The following is a 12,911-nucleotide window of genomic DNA, read 5'->3' as shown; positions in this document are numbered from 1 at the left end:
TCATCGGCTGCACCGTCAGCTCACGCAGGAGGCGCTTGCCGAACGGGCCGGTGTCAGCTCCCGCTCGATCCGCGAGATGGAACGGGGCCCCGGGCCCGCGGCGAACCACACGAGGGACGGCCTGGGACCGGTTCAGGACACGCCGGCCTCGCGCATGTCGCGGACCTCCCGCTTGAGCTCCTTGATCTCGTCGCGGAGCCGGGCGGCGACCTCGAACTGCAGGTCGGCGGCGGCCTGGTGCATCTGCTCGGTGAGCGACTCCATCAGCGCCTCCAGCTGGGCCCTGGGCATCTCTCCGGCGATCGCCCTGGCGTGCTGGCCCGCCTGCTTGACCGCGAAACCGGGGACGGGTGCCTTGCCGCGCGACTGCTGGCGACCGCTGCCGCCGAGGAGCTGGGCGGTGTCGGCGTCCTCCCGGTTGAGCGAGTCGAGGATGTCGGCGATCTTCTTGCGGAGCGGCTGCGGGTCGATGCCGTTGGCCTCGTTGTAGGCGGTCTGCTTGGCCCGGCGGCGGTTGGTCTCGTCGATCGCCCGCTCCATGGAGGGGGTGATCCGGTCGGCGTACATGTGCACCTGGCCGGAGACGTTTCTGGCCGCGCGGCCGATGGTCTGGATCAGGGAGGTCTCCGAACGGAGGAAGCCCTCCTTGTCGGCGTCGAGGATGGCCACCAGCGACACCTCGGGCAGGTCGAGTCCCTCACGGAGCAGGTTGATGCCGACCAGCACGTCGAACTCGCCCATCCGCAGCTCGCGCAGGAGCTCGATGCGGCGCAGGGTGTCGACCTCGCTGTGCAGGTAGCGGACCCGGATGCCGAGCTCCAGCAGGTAGTCGGTGAGATCCTCGGACATCTTCTTGGTCAGCGTGGTGACCAGGACCCGCTCGTCCTTCTCGGTGCGGGTGCGGATCTCGTGGATCAGGTCGTCGATCTGCGACTTGGTCGGCTTGACGATCACCTCGGGGTCGATCAGGCCGGTCGGCCGGATGACCTGCTCGACCACGTCGCCCTTGGAGCGGCCCAGCTCGTAGGGGCCCGGGGTGGCCGACAGGTAGACCGTCTGGCCGATCCGCTCCAGGAACTCCTCCCACCTCAGCGGGCGGTTGTCCATCGCGGACGGCAGGCGGAAGCCGTGGTCGACGAGCGTGCGCTTGCGGGAGGCGTCCCCCTCGTACATCGCGCCGATCTGCGGGACGGTCTGGTGGGACTCGTCCAGGACCAGTAGGAAGTCCTCGGGGAAGTAGTCGAGCAGGGTGTTGGGCGCGCTGCCCGGCTCGCGGCCGTCCATGTGGCGCGAGTAGTTCTCGATGCCGGAGCAGGTGCCGATCTGGCGCATCATCTCCAGGTCGTAGGTGGTGCGCATGCGCAGCCGCTGGGCCTCAAGGAGCTTGCCCTGGCGCTCCATGGTCTCCAGCGTCTCGGCCAACTCGGCCTCGATGCCCCGGACGGCGCTCTCCATCCGCTCGGCGCCCGCGACGTAGTGGGAGGCCGGGAAGATGTAGAGCTCGGTGTCCTCGGTGATCACCTCGCCGGTCAGGGGATGCATGGTCGAGAGCTTCTCGATCTCGTCACCGAACATCTCGATGCGGACGGCGAGCTCCTCGTACTTGGGAATGATCTCGACGGTGTCGCCGCGCACCCGGAAGGTGCCACGGGTGAAGGCCATGTCGTTGCGGGTGTACTGCATGTCGACGAGGCGGCGGAGCAGGCTGTCGCGCTCGATCTCCTGGCCGACCTTGAGCCTGACCATGCGGTCGACGTACTCCTGCGGGGTGCCCAGGCCGTAGATGCACGAGACCGAGGCGACCACGATCGTGTCGCGGCGGGTCAGCAGCGAGTTGGTCGCCGAGTGACGCAGCCGCTCGACCTCCTCGTTGATCGAGGAGTCCTTCTCGATGTAGGTGTCGCTCTGCGGGACGTACGCCTCGGGCTGGTAGTAGTCGTAGTAGGAGACGAAGTACTCGACCGCGTTGTTGGGCATCATCTCGCGCAGCTCGTTGGCGAACTGCGCGGCGAGCGTCTTGTTGGGCTGGATGACCAGGGTGGGCCGCTGGAGGCGCTCGATCAGCCAGGCGACCGTGGCGGTCTTGCCCGTACCCGTGGCGCCCAGCAGGACGTTGTCCTTGTCACCCGCCTTGACGCGCCGTTCGAGCTCGGCGATCGCGGTGGGCTGGTCGCCCGAAGGGGTCATGTCGGTGACGACCTCGAAGGGGGCCACCTTGCGCTGCAAATCTGTTACCGGCCTCACCTGTTCCACTGTAGGCGGCGTGACCGACAATCCTTCTCCGTACCGTCTCCCGCCTGGGAGGCCGGCTTAACCGCAAAGCAAGTGAACCGCAAGCGGGGTCCTCTTTACTGGCCGGCGTGCCTGCGCTTACAAAGCGTGATATATCGAGCTTTCGACATATGACTACCTCGGAGGTGTGATGTCCCGGCCAAGAGAAGCCATGCAGTACGCGAGGGCCGCGGCCCAGACGATAGGGCAAGGCGGCGACATGCGCCAGGTGGTCGGGCAGGCCGTCGGACAGTTCGCCGGGCAGGTGACCGGGCAGGCCGCCGGAAGTCCCGGGGCCGCCGGGAGCGAGGGCTTCGCGCTCAACCCCTCCGACTTCGCCGCCGCCCGTGACCAGGGCGCCTCCCCGGGCACGATCATCGAGGCCCGCAGCGCGCCGCTCAACGAGGCCGGCGAGATCGTCAACCGGAGCTTCAGCGGCAACGGCCAGCACGGCGAGCCCGTCCACGTCATCTCCCCCGTGGTCATCCCCAAGAGCGGCGCCGCCAAGGTGATCATCCCGCTGGTGGTGCTGGCCGGCCTCGGCCTGGTCGGGCTGGTCGCCACCGGCCTCCCGGACGGGGCCCGGGTGCTGTTCGGCCCGCACTACTGGGCCGTGCTGGTGCTGGCCGCGGTGTTCCTGTGGTGGCGCAGGAGCGTGGTCATGGTGCCCGAGGGCTGCAAGGCCCTGATCACCAAGTTCGGCAAGCTCGTGCAGATCGCCGAGCCGGGCCGGGTGACGCTGTTCAACCCGTGGAAGCGGGTCAGCTACATCGTCAACACCACCCGCGAGTACCCCTTCAACGCGCCCATCCGCGAGGCTCCCACCCAGCAGGGCGTCAAGGCCAGCGTCGACTTGTTCCTGCAGTTCCGGATCGAGGACCCGGCCGAGTTCATCTTCGTGCTCGGCTCGGTCAGCGGCTTCCAGGCCAAGCTGCAGAACGCCATCAGCGAGGTCACCCGCTCGCTGATCTACTCCCAGCGCGCCGAGGAGATCTACGACCTGGTCGGCGAGAGCACGATGGGCATGCTGGACAACCTCAACCAGCAGTTCCTGCCCGCCGTACGGCTCACCGACGTCAACATCACGCACGCCGAGCCGTCCAGCCAGGAGTACCGGATGGACCTGGCCGCCCCCGAGATGATCAGGGTCGCCAAGGAGGCGTACACCTACGAGTACGAGCTCCAGCTCCGCAAGGAGCAGAACGAGGGCGACCTGATCAAGGAGCTGGCCGGCCTGCAGGAGCAGCTGTCGGCCATCCACGCCGAGATCGCCGGATACCAGGCCCGGATGGACACCGCGCTGGAGCGCGCCTCGCACCAGGCGAAGGCCCAGGCGGGCCAGCGGCTGGTGGAGGCGGAGTCCACCGCCAAGGCCAACGCGGCGCTGCTGGAGGCCCAGGCGCTGGACATCCGCGCGCTGAGCGCCGCCGAGGCGCCGGAGATCCTCGACTACCGGTTCCAGCAGGACCTGCTCGACAAGCTGGAGTCCGTCGCCTCGCACCTGCCGCGCCTGGTGCAGGTCGGCGAGGACGTCGACCTCGACCTGCTCGCGCTGGCCAGGCAACTGGTCGGCAGCCGCGAGGCGCAGCTGTTCTCCGAGGCGGACATGGCCGCGATCAGGGCGCGGATGGCCGAGATCGGCGGCCGTGTCGAGGAGCGCGGGGCGGAGATCGCCGCCCTGCTCAACCCGCCCGCCGACGTCGCCGCTCCCGTACGAGATGAGGACTGACGTGCACCGGAACGGACCACGAGGCGAACGAGGAGCGGTGAGGACCCAGTGAGCAACGGAGAATTCTCCAAGATCAAGGAATCCCTGGCCTCCTGGTCGGAGATCCGCCAGCTGCTGCGCGGCGGCGAGTCGGGCCGGCTGGTCCCGGTGGTGATCCCCAAGGACCGGCGCGGCTTCGCCTGGGTGACGCTGCTGTTCTTCGCCCTCTACCTGGCGGGTACAGCCGCGCTCGCCGACGGGGTGTTCTCCCTGCTGGCCGCGGTCGGCGCGGTGTTCTTCCTGGTCGTGGCGCTGATCTGGCTCTGGCGCCGGGCGATCATCGAGATCGAGGAGGGCACCACCGGCGTGCGCAGCCGGTGGGGCGCGATCGTCGGCACGCTGCCTCCCGGCCGTCACTACCTGTGGCTGCCGTGGGACCGGGTGGACGCGGTGGTGGACACCTCCACCGAGATCCCCTACTCCGCGCCGATCGTGGCCTGCCCGACCGCGGAGAACGTCCCGCTCAAGTCGATCGAGTTCTTCCTGAAGTTCCGCATCGTCGACCCGGTGGCCTTCGTCCGTACGATCGGTGCCGGCAACTTCGACCTGGTGCTCAGCAGCGCCGTACAGGACGCCATCCGCCAGCGCAGCCGCCAGGTGCGGACCGAGCGCGCCTACGACCTGCGCGGCTCCGACGTCGGCGACATGCAGGAACTCCTCACCCGCCAGCTCGGCCGGTACGGCGTGCGGATCACCGGCGCCAACATCCCCGACGTGCAGCTGCCCGACCAGTACCAGCAGCACCTGGCCACCCGGGAGAAGGTCGCCAAGGAGCTGTCGGCCTTCGAGCGCGAGTGGGAGCTCACCCGCAAGCGCAGGATCGACACCCTGCTGATGGAGATCGAACGCTCCAAGAAGACGCGGGACGCGCGTATCGTCGAGGTACGAGCCGCCGCCAACACAGCGCGTAAGGACGTCGCCCGCATGCTGGAGGAGCACGAGACCGAGGCGCAGCGGGTGCGCTGGGAGATCGAGGCCAAGGGCCGGGCCGAGCTCACCTCCGCCGAGAACGAGGCGAAGGGGCTGCGCAGGCTGGCCGACTCCTACCGCGACAACCGCGCCGTGCTCCAGTACGAGCTGGCCCGCCGCAGGCTCGACGTGGGCGCCAAACTCGCGGAGAGCGCACCTCGTCCCGTCGTCGTCCGCACCACCGGCGCCTCCGGCGACACCTCCGCGCTGTCCACCCTGCTTCTGGCCCAGCTCCTGCCCCAGTTGGGCGGCGGCAACGGCCAGGTCGCCCCGCCGAACCAAGTCCCCTGAGAAAACCTGGAGTCAAGATGGTGTTCCGCAAGCTGATGGCCGCGTTCGGGGCGGGTGTCGAGGTCGACACGGTCCTGCAGAACTCGCACGTGCGGCCCGGCGAGGTCCTGCGCGGGCAGGTCAACTTCCGTGGCGGCGGCTCCGACTACAAGGTCGAGGGCATCTTCATCGACTTCACCGCCGTGGTCGAGGTCGAGAGCGGTGACAACGAGTACAAGTCGACCTACAGCTTCCTGCGCCAGCAGATCACCGGACCGTTCCACCTGGCCGCGGGCGCCCCGCAGTCGGCCCCCTTCCAGATCCAGGTCCCCTGGGAGACCCCGATCAGCGCCATCGGCGGCCACCCGCTGCGCGGCATGCAGCTCGGCGTCTCCACCGAGCTGGCCCTGGCCGGTGCGCTCGACAAGGGCGACCTCGACCCGCTGTTCGTCAACCCGCTGCCCGCCCAGGACCACCTGCTCGGCGCGCTGGACCGGATGGGCTTCCGCTTCAAGAAGGCCGACCTGGAGCGGGGCACCCTGCACGGCTCGCGGATGCCGTTCTTCCAGGAGATCGAGTACTACGCGGGCGGCGAGTACCACCGCCACTTCAACGAGCTGGAGCTGACCTTCATCGCCGGCCCCCAGGCGATGGACGTCATCCTGGAGGCCGACAAGCGCGGCGGCTTCCTGTCCTCCAGCCACGACACCTACAGCCGCTTCACCGTCCACTACAACGACCACCCGGGCCAGGTAGAGCAGTCGCTGCGCGCCGGCCTCCAGGCCATGGCCCAGAAACGCGGCTGGTTCTGACCTTTCTCGCGTCACGGTCCCGGCCCGGCCACCACCACCCGGTGGCCGGGCCGCGGCCTGTCCGGCCGGCGGGAGACGGGAACCACCTCGCACCACGACTCGTACGCCGGCCTGGCAGCCCGCTTTCGATCCTCCGGGACAGACAAGCCGCATCCAGCGGCGCGAGCGGCACCGCGGGGGCCGTTCGTGGCATGCCCTATCGCGGTCGCATCAGGTCGAGGTCCTCACCCCATGCGTCCAGCACCGCGCCGTGCCCGGCGCGGCGGGCCGCCGACTCGACCTGGGCGAAGAGGCGCCGCTGCAGGGGCACGTCGCCCGTTCCCAAGATGTGGTCCGCGGCGTCCAGCAGCATTCCGGTGTCCCAGCCGGGCAGCGGGTATCGGGCGAGTTCCCATTCCAGGTACCTGTTGTAGGGACATGGGCGACGGTCGAGCGCGAAGAGCAGCTCCAGCAAGAATCGGATGCTGTCGGCGGCGTCGAGACGGGCGGCGAGTGCGTGTCCGTCACGGTCGTTCTTGACGGAGCGGTAGAGGGAGTTGGCATAGGCGTCGAGCCATTCACCGGATCCCCGGAACGCCTCATCGGCATCGAGCCGCGCCTTGGCGGCCAGGATCCGGGCGATGCCTCCGTCGAGCCGGTCGAGCACGACCCGGGCGCGGGCGAGGGCGTAGCGCTCGAAGCCTGGCATTCCGGCCGCGCGGAACTCGGCGAGGGAAATGATGACGAGGTCGAGCTCGGGAGTGCGGTGGCCGGTGAACCGGGTGAGGTCCGTTGTCGCGCTGTCGGCGAGAACCACGTACAGGTCGTGATCGGAGTGGTCGGTGGTCATGTCGTCGTGGGCGTGGGAGCCCTTGAGGACGAGGCCGACGACGGCGGGGTCGGCGGCGGCGAGTTCGACGAACGCGTGGTAGGTGAGGGGCCGCTGAGCGGGCATCGGGTGATCTCCGGTGGGATGGTGGCGGGTATGCCTGCCGGGGCGGCCCCGTCTGCCGGGATCGCCCACGCCGTCCGCGGCGGCACCTGGCCGCCGCCCGGAAGATCAACGCACGTGTGCACCCTATCGCCAGACCGTCCGAGAGATACCGGAACCAGGGCGATCTCAAGCACGGCCCCGGTTTCGCAGGACGACGTGAAGACGCGCGACGGAGGACTCAGAACGCGAAATCCTTCGTCATCCACCTGCGGAATCGCTGTTCCGAAGGCGAACAGGAGCTCGGCACGGGTCAGCGGGACGAGACGTTCGGCAGGCCCGACAGGATCAGTCGACCCTCACCGCCGGGTTCCAGGTGCCGGGCGAGTCTGTCGTAGGGTTTCTGCCAGAGTTCGACCGGCGGCCGGGGTAGGGGCGAGGGGCGGCTGATGGGCACGGGTGACGGCGACGCGGTGGTGGACGCCGCGCGGGCGGGCGACGAGCCCGCGTTCGCGGCGCTCGTCGAGCGTCACCGGGGTGAGCTGCGGGTGCACTGCTACCGGATGCTGGGCTCGTTCGACGAGGCGGAGGACCTGGTGCAGGAGACGTTCCTGCGCGCGTGGAAGAGCCTCGGCGGTTTCGAGGGGCGCTCGACGTTCCGGGCCTGGCTGTACCGGATCGCGACGAACGCGTGCCTCGACGTCCTCGACGGCCGGGCGCACCGGGTACTCCCCCAGTACCTGTCCGGGCCGTCGGATCCGAGCGTCTCGCTGCCGCCCCGTACCGACATCGCGTGGATGCAGCCGTTCCCTGACCGGTTGTGGGAGCCGGTCGCGCCGAGCGATACCGAGCCGGAATCCGTGGCTGTCACCAGGGAGACGATCGAGCTGGCGTTCCTGGCCGCGATCCAGCACCTGCCGCCCCGGCAGCGGGCAGTGCTGATCCTGCGCGACGTGCTCGGCTGGCCCGCCAAGCAGACCGCGACGCTGCTGGAGGGCAGCGTGGCCTCGGTGAACAGCGCGTTGCAGCGAGCCAGGACGACGCTGAAGGAGCACCTGCCGGAACACCGCCTGGACTGGGCGCCGTCGACCGGGCCCACCGAGCGGGAACGGGCGGTGCTGCGGCGCTACATGGACGCGATGGAACGCGCCGACCTCGCCGCGGTCGCCGACCTGCTGGCCGAGGACGTACGGACGGCGATGCCGCCGTGGCCCATGTGGTTCCGGGGGCGCGACGCGGTCATGACGGCGCTGGCGGCGAGCTGGGACACCGGCTCACCCGACTACGTGGGCCGGTTCCGGATGGTGCCCACCCGGGCCAACCGGCAGCCGGCCCTGGCGACCTACGTACGGCGCCCCGGCGAGCCCGCCTACAGCGCCTTCGGGATCTCCGTGATGCGGATCGAGGACGACCGGATCGTGGAGGCCACCGCCTTCCACGACCTCGGCCTGTTCCCGGCGTTCGCCCTGCCCACGACGCTGTTTCCCGAACACCGATGAGTTTTCGCGCGATCCGCCGTCTCAGAACGGGTCAACCGCACAGGTATGTCAACATCCTCGGCGCCGACACCGCCCGGCAGTGCCTTGAGGCGGGTGTGCTCGACGAGATCCTCGTGTTCGTCGTGCCCGTCATGCTGGGCGACGGCGTCCGGCTGTTCGACCACCCGGGCGGGACCAACGTCAAGCTCGAACGCGTCGAGCTGACCGAGGTGCCGCACGCGACGAGCATCCGGTTCCGCGTCGTCGGCTGAGCCGTTCCCGGTGGTGGCGGCGGGACGCCCGGCCACCACCGGGAACCTCACAGGTCCAGCTGGTACTGGAAGGTTTTGTGGGTGGGCCGGTAGCCGAGCGAGTCGTTGACGGCCCGCATGTGGGTGTTGCTGTCGGCCGTGTCCGCCAGCAGCCCGCCCAGGTCCGGATAGCGTTCACGAACCTGCCGGATCGCCTCGGCCTTCATCCACCTGGCCAGGCCGTGTCCGCGGTGTTCCGGCAGGACTCCCGTGCCGTAGTGCTGACCGTCCCCCTTGCCGTCACCGGGGACGACCAGCTCGGTGAACCCGGCGATCGAGCCGTCGGACTCGTCGATGGCGACGACCGTGTGAAGCGACTCGCCGCGGTCCTCGATGGCCTGGGCGGCCGCCCTGACCCGCTCGACGTCCCAGACCACGACACCGTAGTCGGCGTCGTCCATCGGCATGTCGTCCATGGCCCGGCGGGAGGCGGCGAAGGTGTCGGCCAGGTCGTCCGGCACCGTCCCGTCCCAAGAGCACAGCCGATACCCGGCGTGCGGCCGGTCGGCGACCGTGTCCACGGTGGCCTGGGCCGGCACCAGTCTGGTGTACGTCAGGGCGAGCACCTTCCTGAACCCCCTGGCCGCCAGGAACCGGTCACCCGGCGTACCGGCCCGAGCCTGGGCGAGCACACAGCGCCGCCCTTCCCGCTCGGCGCCCGCCACCGTCCGCGCCAGCAACTCGGAGCCGACGCCCTTGCGCCGCTCCGCGGGATGCACGTTCAGCTCCAACTCGGCCAGGTGGTCCTGACCCTCACGGGTGAACAGGCGCAGAAACGCCGATCCCACCGGGACTCCATCGCCGTCAGAGGCCAGCCACACCAGGCGACGGCTGGACGCACCCGGACTGGTATCGGCCAGCGGATCAATGTGAATCGACAAGGTATCTCCATCTCCGTGGCCCCAGGGTGGCCGGGCCGCCCGCAGCAGCCTAGGACCGCGGAACGATCCGTGGGGATGCCCGCCGCGGCGGGCGGGACCGGCCAGCATGCGGGTCACGCCTCGGCGTAGTCGGCGATGTGGCCGGTGACGCCGCTCAGGATGAGCGCGACGGGCCGGGGGTGGTCGAGTGTGGCGGTGGCACGGCTCGGGATCGCGTCCGGGTCGCGCGGTTCGAACCAGGAGTCCCCCAAGGACACAGGACGCCATGAGTGGCGAACTTTTCCGCGTACCGATTCTTCGTAAGTCCGGCCACGGCTATTCGACATCGCGCACCGAGCACGAATACTCGAAACGAGAGAAAGATCCACGGCCGCCCCCGCCTCACGATACGCAGGAAAATACGATCACGCCTCAAAACCGATCCGGGGAACAAGCCTGCCTGACCGTTGGGCGCTCGGTCCGTGAATCACTCTGCCAACGGCCTGTTCTCACGTTCCCTCTCGGCTGCCAGGCGTCGGGCCATTTCGCCGAGAGTGCTCGCGCACATCACGTTGGACAGGCCGCCCTCCTCGGACAGGCTGTGGCGGCGGACCGCGTAGTAGCCGCCTCCGGCCGCCTCGGAGATGAGCCAGTGCCTGCCGTAGCGGACGATCAGCACGGCGATCGTCCCCGGGCCTTTCTCCTCGTCCGGTGCACCGCTCATCACCGTGCTATCCGGAACCAGACGACGCGGCCCGCCGTGCCCTCGTGCCAACCCCAGGACAGGGCCACCTCACTGACCAGCCAGAGCCCACGGCCGCCCTCGGCGTCCTGGTCCGGCTCGGCCGGGATCTCGGGCGCGCAGGTGGCGGAGCCCTTGTCGGCCACCGCTATCTGGACGGTCTCGCCGCAGTTCGCCACCACGACCGTCACCAGCCCGCCGGCGCGTCCCGACTCCGAATGCCGCACCGCGTTCGACACCAGCTCGCTGACCAGAAGCTCGGCGTCGTACGTATCCCGCAGACCCGAGTTCTCCAGCACGTCCCTGACATATCGCCGGGCCGTGCCGACCGACTCGGCCACCCCGGGCAGTTCGACACTGCCCAGCAGACCGAGCGCGGGAACCGCTTCAGCGCCCATTGGATCACCGCTATTCCTGCGAGGTCACAGACGCCATGAATTCGCCTGTCACAATGTCTCCGTTAACCGGGCGAATTGTCCATTTAGTTCCTTGACATCGTCCAGATAAAGGCTTGGCACCATAGAGTGCACAGAGTTAGGCTGCCATTACAGAAAGAATCGACCGACAAATGAACGACGACCCCCTACATATGGTGTAGTAATTTGTCGTTTATTCGACGGCCGACGTCATCAGAACGTTGGAGTGATGACATGGGAAACGACTTCGACCCACATCTGACCCCGGCCCAACGCTTCGGCCGCGAACTCGGCCGAGCCCGCAGGGAGGCGGGCCTGTCACAGGAGCGGCTCGCCACCCATCTGGGCGTCTCGACGTCGCTCATCGGACACATCGAGAACGGCAAGCGCAACCCCAGCCTTGACCTGGCGGCCCACTGCGACAAGATCTTCAAGACGGACGACCACTTCACCCACCTCTGCCGGAACATCACCGCCCCCACCGGGCCGCGCTGGTTCCTCAGATGGTCCGAAGAGATCGAACCCCGCGCCCGCGTGCTGCGCTGCTGGGACCCGCTCCTGATCCCCGGCCTGCTCCAGACGGAGAACTACGCGAGAGCCGTCTTCCGTGGCGACTTGGCCACCTCGGAGCAGGAGATCGAGGACCAGGTCAGTGCCCGCATGCGGCGGCAAATCATCCTCAGAAGAGACAGTCCGCTCACCCTGTGGACGCTTCTCGACGAGTGGGTCCTCCGCCGCCCTATCGGAGGCTGCGAGGTCATGTACGAACAGCTCGACCATCTCGCTACTGTTGCGGGCCAGCAGAACGTGAAGGTGCAACTCGTTCCCCACGACACCTTCTGCACCGCAGGCCTGATGTCCGGATTCGTGCTCGCCCAAATGCCGGACGCGCCGACCGCCGTCTCCGTAGAGTCTGCCGGGGAAGGCGAAGTGTCAGCGGAACACAATCTGGTAACCACCGTATGGGACAGATATGACCGGCTCCGGGCAGAGGCACATCGTCCTGGCCAGTCGCTAGAGATGATCAAAGAAGCGAGGGACCAGTGGAAGCAACAGACCTGACCGGCCCTGACCTCTCCAGAGCCGCTTGGAAGAAGAGCTCCCTCAGCGGCGGAAGTGGCGGAAACTGCGTCGAAGTCGCCGGCAACCTCCCCGGAGCCATCGCCGTCCGCGACAGCAAGAACCCCACCGGCCCAGCCCTCACCTTCACCCCGACCGAATGGCGTACCTTCCTCAGTGCCGTTAAGTCCGGTCACTTCGACTGACCGGCAGGACTACTCCAGACTTTCGACTTCGTCTTTCTCCGAGGATCAGACGCACCCGATCGTTCCAGCGGTCGGGTGTCGGTCTTTGAGATTCCCCGTAGACCCTCCACTCGGATCCGTGGCATCAGCCGCAAATTAGCTGTGCGTAACGCGCGCTCCTGCGGCTTGCAGTAACGTCGAAATCAGTTTCTCTGAGCGGCAACGTCGCTTTCGGTCCCGATATATCGTGCGCGAAGTCGGAGGTGGTCACGATGCATCGGATCTTATGACAGCCCCAGCCCGGGGCGTCATGGAGCCGAAAGGTGACCGTATGAGCAAGACCGACAAGACCCGGCCCTGGTGGGTGCGGATGGCCGACGTGCCGATGGCGACCTGCCTGCCCGTACATGATCATCGGTTCGGGTCGTGCACGCTGCCGGACGAGATCACCGCCAACAACGCGTCCCTGAGTCACCGTACGGGCGGCTGTTACTGGAGCGCCACCGCCTACGCCTATCACCTGTTCAGTTATGGCGACGGGGGCCGGGAGTGGTACCACTTCCGACGCGAAGAGCGCCGCCGCAGCCGTCACCAGGCACGCCGCGAACTGCGCGCCTATCACGGCGAAGACTGAAAGAAGGCGGAAGGCCGAATATCAGCGGGCACTGCCCCTTTCCCCACCCGACTGGAAGGTGGGGGCATCGCTCTCGCCGAACCCGGAGCGCTCCGTTCGTCCCTGGACATGACCGAACAGCTTGACACAGACAAGTGGTGTGCCGATGCGGCGGGCCGTGTACATCAGGTAGTAGCCGATCATGAGCGCGAAGCCCACCGAGATGGCCATCGCCGTCGTGCCGACC

Annotated in this window: 14 protein-coding genes and 2 pseudogenes; 9 read left to right on the top strand and 7 right to left on the bottom strand. The window is 68.2% G+C overall.

Annotated elements, in window-relative coordinates:
- Positions 1-7 precede the first annotated feature (7 nt).
- Positions 8-79: pseudogene (locus ABZ260_RS33625) on the top strand (hypothetical protein); the annotation flags it as partial.
- 53 nt (positions 80-132) lie between these two features.
- On the opposite strand, the gene uvrB reads toward ABZ260_RS33625, so the two are convergent.
- A complete protein-coding gene (gene uvrB / locus ABZ260_RS33620; protein WP_355625805.1) occupies positions 133-2,244 on the bottom strand; it encodes an excinuclease ABC subunit UvrB in 2,112 nt (703 codons plus the stop codon).
- Positions 2,245-2,443: 199 nt separating this feature from the next.
- On the opposite strand from uvrB, the gene ABZ260_RS33615 reads away from it, so the two are divergent.
- The 3 genes from ABZ260_RS33615 to ABZ260_RS33605 are packed head-to-tail and all read left to right on the top strand — an operon-like array spanning position 2,444 to position 6,090.
- The gene (locus ABZ260_RS33615) at positions 2,444-4,000 is read left to right on the top strand and encodes an SPFH domain-containing protein (RefSeq protein WP_355625803.1); all 1,557 of its coding nucleotides are present in this window, start codon (positions 2,444-2,446) and stop codon (positions 3,998-4,000) included.
- 48 nt (positions 4,001-4,048) lie between these two features.
- On the top strand, positions 4,049-5,299 hold the full coding sequence (locus tag ABZ260_RS33610; protein ID WP_355625801.1) for an SPFH domain-containing protein: 1,251 nt from the start codon (positions 4,049-4,051) through the stop codon (positions 5,297-5,299).
- Positions 5,300-5,316: 17 nt separating this feature from the next.
- Complete coding sequence (locus ABZ260_RS33605; RefSeq protein ID WP_355549396.1) at positions 5,317-6,090, top strand: sporulation protein; 774 nt, start codon at positions 5,317-5,319, stop codon at positions 6,088-6,090.
- Positions 6,091-6,286: 196 nt separating this feature from the next.
- Here ABZ260_RS33605 and ABZ260_RS33600 read toward each other — a convergent pair whose 3' ends face one another.
- Positions 6,287-7,024, bottom strand: coding sequence for a hypothetical protein (locus ABZ260_RS33600; protein ID WP_355625799.1), 738 nt, complete (start codon positions 7,022-7,024; stop codon positions 6,287-6,289).
- A gap of 425 nt (positions 7,025-7,449) precedes the next feature.
- Between ABZ260_RS33600 and ABZ260_RS33595 the strand changes: the two genes are divergently transcribed.
- Both ABZ260_RS33595 and ABZ260_RS33590 read left to right on the top strand, forming a co-directional pair.
- Positions 7,450-8,499, top strand: a complete 1,050-nt coding sequence (locus ABZ260_RS33595; protein WP_355625797.1) for a sigma-70 family RNA polymerase sigma factor — start codon at positions 7,450-7,452, stop codon at positions 8,497-8,499.
- Positions 8,496-8,750, top strand: coding sequence for a dihydrofolate reductase family protein (locus tag ABZ260_RS33590; RefSeq protein WP_355625795.1), 255 nt, complete (start codon positions 8,496-8,498; stop codon positions 8,748-8,750). Before ABZ260_RS33595 ends, ABZ260_RS33590 begins: the two co-directional genes overlap by 4 nt.
- 47 nt (positions 8,751-8,797) lie before the next feature.
- Here the strand turns inward: ABZ260_RS33590 and ABZ260_RS33585 are convergent, their stop codons facing one another.
- The 4 genes from ABZ260_RS33585 to ABZ260_RS33570 form a co-directional block, all read right to left on the bottom strand.
- Positions 8,798-9,778 carry a GNAT family N-acetyltransferase gene (locus ABZ260_RS33585; RefSeq protein WP_355625807.1) on the bottom strand — a complete coding sequence of 327 codons (981 nt, stop codon included), beginning with the start codon at positions 9,776-9,778 and terminating at the stop codon, positions 8,798-8,800.
- A gap of 5 nt (positions 9,779-9,783) precedes the next feature.
- Positions 9,784-9,921 carry a hypothetical protein gene (locus ABZ260_RS33580; protein WP_355625793.1) on the bottom strand — a complete coding sequence of 46 codons (138 nt, stop codon included), beginning with the start codon at positions 9,919-9,921 and terminating at the stop codon, positions 9,784-9,786.
- Positions 9,922-10,136: 215 nt separating this feature from the next.
- The gene (locus tag ABZ260_RS33575) at positions 10,137-10,373 is read right to left on the bottom strand and encodes a hypothetical protein (protein WP_355625791.1); all 237 of its coding nucleotides are present in this window, start codon (positions 10,371-10,373) and stop codon (positions 10,137-10,139) included.
- Complete coding sequence (locus ABZ260_RS33570; protein WP_355625789.1) at positions 10,373-10,789, bottom strand: ATP-binding protein; 417 nt, start codon at positions 10,787-10,789, stop codon at positions 10,373-10,375. The genes ABZ260_RS33575 and ABZ260_RS33570 overlap by 1 nt, the downstream gene beginning before the upstream one ends.
- Positions 10,790-11,041: 252 nt before the next feature.
- Between ABZ260_RS33570 and ABZ260_RS33565 the strand changes: the two genes are divergently transcribed.
- The 3 genes from ABZ260_RS33565 to ABZ260_RS33555 all read left to right on the top strand — a co-directional run bounded on the left by ABZ260_RS33565 (position 11,042) and on the right by ABZ260_RS33555 (position 12,685).
- Positions 11,042-11,869 (top strand): helix-turn-helix transcriptional regulator, encoded by an 828-nt coding sequence (locus ABZ260_RS33565; RefSeq protein ID WP_355625787.1) that lies wholly within the window; start codon positions 11,042-11,044, stop codon positions 11,867-11,869.
- Positions 11,851-12,072, top strand: coding sequence for a DUF397 domain-containing protein (locus ABZ260_RS33560; protein WP_355625785.1), 222 nt, complete (start codon positions 11,851-11,853; stop codon positions 12,070-12,072). The genes ABZ260_RS33565 and ABZ260_RS33560 overlap by 19 nt, the downstream gene beginning before the upstream one ends.
- A gap of 310 nt (positions 12,073-12,382) precedes the next feature.
- Positions 12,383-12,685, top strand: coding sequence for a hypothetical protein (locus ABZ260_RS33555; protein ID WP_355625783.1), 303 nt, complete (start codon positions 12,383-12,385; stop codon positions 12,683-12,685).
- 21 nt (positions 12,686-12,706) lie between these two features.
- Here ABZ260_RS33555 and ABZ260_RS33550 read toward each other — a convergent pair.
- Positions 12,707-12,911: pseudogene (locus tag ABZ260_RS33550) on the bottom strand (hypothetical protein); the annotation flags it as partial.

The organism is Streptosporangium sp. NPDC006013 (assembly GCF_040614275.1).
Taxonomy (GTDB): Bacteria; Actinomycetota; Actinomycetes; order Streptosporangiales; family Streptosporangiaceae; genus Streptosporangium.
This window is presented reverse-complemented; position numbering and strand designations above follow the sequence as displayed.

Bases quoted from the DNA above. Each gene is read 5' to 3' on its own strand.
- ABZ260_RS33615 (WP_355625803.1), top strand. From the start codon at position 2,444: ATGCAGTACGCGAGGGCCGCGGCCCAGACGATAGGGCAAGGCGGCGAC.
- ABZ260_RS33605 (WP_355549396.1), top strand. From the start codon at position 5,317: ATGGTGTTCCGCAAGCTGATGGCCGCGTTCGGGGCGGGTGTCGAGGTC.
- ABZ260_RS33600 (WP_355625799.1), bottom strand. From the start codon at position 7,024: ATGCCCGCTCAGCGGCCCCTCACCTACCACGCGTTCGTCGAACTCGCC.
- ABZ260_RS33595 (WP_355625797.1), top strand. From the start codon at position 7,450: ATGGGCACGGGTGACGGCGACGCGGTGGTGGACGCCGCGCGGGCGGGC.
- ABZ260_RS33590 (WP_355625795.1), top strand. From the start codon at position 8,496: ATGAGTTTTCGCGCGATCCGCCGTCTCAGAACGGGTCAACCGCACAGG.
- ABZ260_RS33585 (WP_355625807.1), bottom strand. From the start codon at position 9,778: ATGCTGGCCGGTCCCGCCCGCCGCGGCGGGCATCCCCACGGATCGTTC.
- ABZ260_RS33575 (WP_355625791.1), bottom strand. From the start codon at position 10,373: ATGAGCGGTGCACCGGACGAGGAGAAAGGCCCGGGGACGATCGCCGTG.
- ABZ260_RS33570 (WP_355625789.1), bottom strand. From the start codon at position 10,789: ATGGGCGCTGAAGCGGTTCCCGCGCTCGGTCTGCTGGGCAGTGTCGAA.
- ABZ260_RS33565 (WP_355625787.1), top strand. From the start codon at position 11,042: ATGGGAAACGACTTCGACCCACATCTGACCCCGGCCCAACGCTTCGGC.
- ABZ260_RS33555 (WP_355625783.1), top strand. From the start codon at position 12,383: ATGAGCAAGACCGACAAGACCCGGCCCTGGTGGGTGCGGATGGCCGAC.